General features: G+C 66.6%; 4 protein-coding genes and 1 pseudogene. 4 read left to right on the top strand and 1 reads right to left on the bottom strand.

Annotated features, from left to right (window positions below):
• The 4 genes from AB4Y86_RS16760 to AB4Y86_RS16745 all read left to right on the top strand — a co-directional run.
• Positions 1 to 339 (top strand): sigma factor-like helix-turn-helix DNA-binding protein (locus AB4Y86_RS16760; RefSeq protein WP_441403302.1); only part of this gene is annotated, 339 nt, incomplete at its 5' end.
• Between the two features lie 136 nt (positions 340 to 475).
• A complete protein-coding gene (locus tag AB4Y86_RS16755; protein ID WP_441403301.1) occupies positions 476 to 958 on the top strand; it encodes a Dps family protein in 483 nt (160 codons plus the stop codon).
• A 143-nt stretch (positions 959 to 1,101) separates the two neighbouring features.
• Positions 1,102 to 1,449, top strand: coding sequence for an ArsR/SmtB family transcription factor (locus tag AB4Y86_RS16750; RefSeq protein ID WP_441403300.1), 348 nt, complete (start codon positions 1,102 to 1,104; stop codon positions 1,447 to 1,449).
• A gap of 51 nt (positions 1,450 to 1,500) precedes the next feature.
• Positions 1,501 to 1,974 carry an SRPBCC family protein gene (locus tag AB4Y86_RS16745; RefSeq protein WP_441403299.1) on the top strand — a complete coding sequence of 158 codons (474 nt, stop codon included), beginning with the start codon at positions 1,501 to 1,503 and terminating at the stop codon, positions 1,972 to 1,974.
• Between the two features lie 9 nt (positions 1,975 to 1,983).
• Here AB4Y86_RS16745 and AB4Y86_RS16740 read toward each other — a convergent pair.
• Positions 1,984 to 2,472, bottom strand: a pseudogene (locus AB4Y86_RS16740) (MFS transporter); the annotation flags it as partial.

Below are 2,472 nucleotides of genomic sequence, written 5' to 3'. Positions count from 1 at the left end.
CGTGTGCAGTACCTCCGCGCTGCCGTGAAGTCGCTGCCGGAACGGATGCGGTACGTCGTCGAGGAAATCTACTTCGGCGGTCGGACGGTCAAGGACCTGGCCGCTGAACTGGGCTCCACCCACGCCGCCGTGTCGCAGCAGCGGGCGGAGGCGATCCGCCTGATGCGAGACGGCCTCGCCGCCCACTATGCGGACGACCCGGAGCACGGCTTCGAACCGCAATCGCGGATCACGCCGCGACGGCGCAACGACTACCTCGCGCAGTTGTCAGAAGCCACGGCCGGCGGAATCACCCGTGCCATATTCCCGCAGGGGCCGATGCTGAACCAGGCCGTCTAATCGCGCACCGAACGCTTAGTAAGGTCACTTAGTTAGCTGATCGTGAAATTCCGCCACGACCGTCGCGGAAGGCGTCCTCGCTGGGGTAGCGTCTGGGGCATAACGCCGTCACAGCCGTTCCAAGCAAGGAGGATGCATGAAAGCAACACCGACCCTGACGAACAATCTGCAGGCCGTTCTCGTGGACCTGATCGAACTCCACATCCAGGGCAAGCAGGCCCACTGGAACATCGTCGGTACGAATTTCCGCGACCTTCACCTGCAGCTCGATGAGATCATCGAAGCCGCCCGCGGGTTCGCCGACGAGATGGCCGAGCGCATGCGCGCCCTGCACGCACTCCCGGACGGCCGCAGCTCCACGGTTTCGAAGACCACCGCKCTCGCCGAGTTCCCCACCGGCCTGATCAACACCAAGGACGCGATCGAGAAGATCGTCGCCGCCCTCGAGGCCGCCGTCGGGACCATGCGCAAGGTGCACGACGAGGTGGATGAGGAAGATCCCACCACGGCGGACCTGCTGCATGCTTTCATCGCCAAGCTCGAGCAGTACGCCTGGATGGTGAACGCCGAAACCATGCGCGCCACCGCCAGCGTCACCACGGCGGATGCCAAGAAGTAACTGCCGCCTTCTCCGCACCTTCAGCAGCGTCCGACGCCGGGTTCCCTCCCGGCGTCGGACGTTGCTGTTTAACTGGCGGGCTGGCGAACTGGTGCTTTGGCCGACCCCTTGACAGCCGCCCTACGCGACACATACTTAAGTATGTGCTTAACAATCAGGACGCGCCCGACGGGCCGGAACTCGACGGGATCTTCCATGCCCTTGCCGATCCCACCCGCCGGGCCATCGTGATCCGGCTGTGCGAGGGGCCGGCCTCGGTCTCCGTGCTGGCGGAACCCTTTTCCATCAGCCTGCCCGGGATTGTCCAGCATCTTCAGGTCCTCGAGGCCAGCGGGCTGATCCGCAGCGAAAAAATCGGCAGGGTGCGCAGCTGCAGCATTGTCCCTGCCGCGGTGCGGCGCGCAGAGCACTGGTTGGGCCAGCGCCGGACGCCAGAAGAGCGCCGCCTTGACAGGTTGGAGCAGTTCCTGGATTCCCAGCCTCCACATTGAGCAAGGTCAACACCCAGCAGTATCCACACCCGGCAGAATTAGGAGCCCGTCATGAATGTCCCCGTTACGCACGCAAGCTTCAGCCTCGAACGCCGGCTGAACGCGCCGCCGTCCCGCGTATTTGCAGCCTTCGCCGACCACGCCAGCAAGAAAAAGTGGTTCGGCGGCCCGCCGGAGTGGTACCAGGGCGAGTCCAGCCTCGACTTCCGGGAGGGCGGCCGCGAGACCGACGTCGGCGGCCCTGAAGGCGGCTGGGTCTCAACCATGCATGCCATCTACCACGACATCGTCGACGACGAGCGGATCGTCTACACGTATGAAATGCTGCTCGACGGCCGGCGGATGTCCGTCTCGCTGAGCACGATCGAGCTGACGGCCGACGGCGGGGGCACCGTCCTGACCTTGACCGAGCAGGGCGCCTTCTTCACCGGATCGGCCGCGAGCGACGCCGAACAAGTGGCGGGCCGCGAGGAAGGAACCGCGGGCCTGCTCGACGCGCTGAAGGCCTACGTCGACGCGGCCTGAGGCCGGCTCCTAGTCCGCCGTCGGCACCTTGCGGAGGACGACCGCGGCGAGGACCGCGGTGCCGGCCATCAGCACCAGCGCGATGGCGGCCGTGATGTGGACGCCTGAGTCAAAGGCGCTCCGGGCGGCCGCCGTCACGGCCTCTGYCAGTGGGCCCGGCAGGGTCTGAGCCAGCTCGTCGGCCCCGGCGAGGGTCTCTCCGGCCCGGTGTACCGCCGATGGGGCCGCCTGCAGCGCACCGTCGGGGAGCCGGAAATTGTGCTGGTAGGAGGCGGTCAGTATGGAACCGAGGATGGCGGTGCCGAGCAGGGAGCCGACCTCGTAACCGGTTTCGGAGATGGCCGCCGCGGCGCCGGATTTCGCCGCCGGCACGGCTCCCAGGATCAGGTCGTTGGAAATGGTTTCGGACGCACCGACGCCCACGCACAGGACCAGGAGGGCGGCCAGCAACAGGCCCGGCCCGGCGCGGTGGTCACCCAGAGCCACGATGCCATAGGC

It is taken from the genome of Arthrobacter sp. 2YAF22_2 (assembly GCF_052114645.1).
GTDB lineage: Bacteria > Actinomycetota > Actinomycetes > Actinomycetales > Micrococcaceae > Arthrobacter.
Note: the sequence above shows the minus strand (reverse complement) of the source record. Positions and strands in the feature narration are given on the sequence as shown.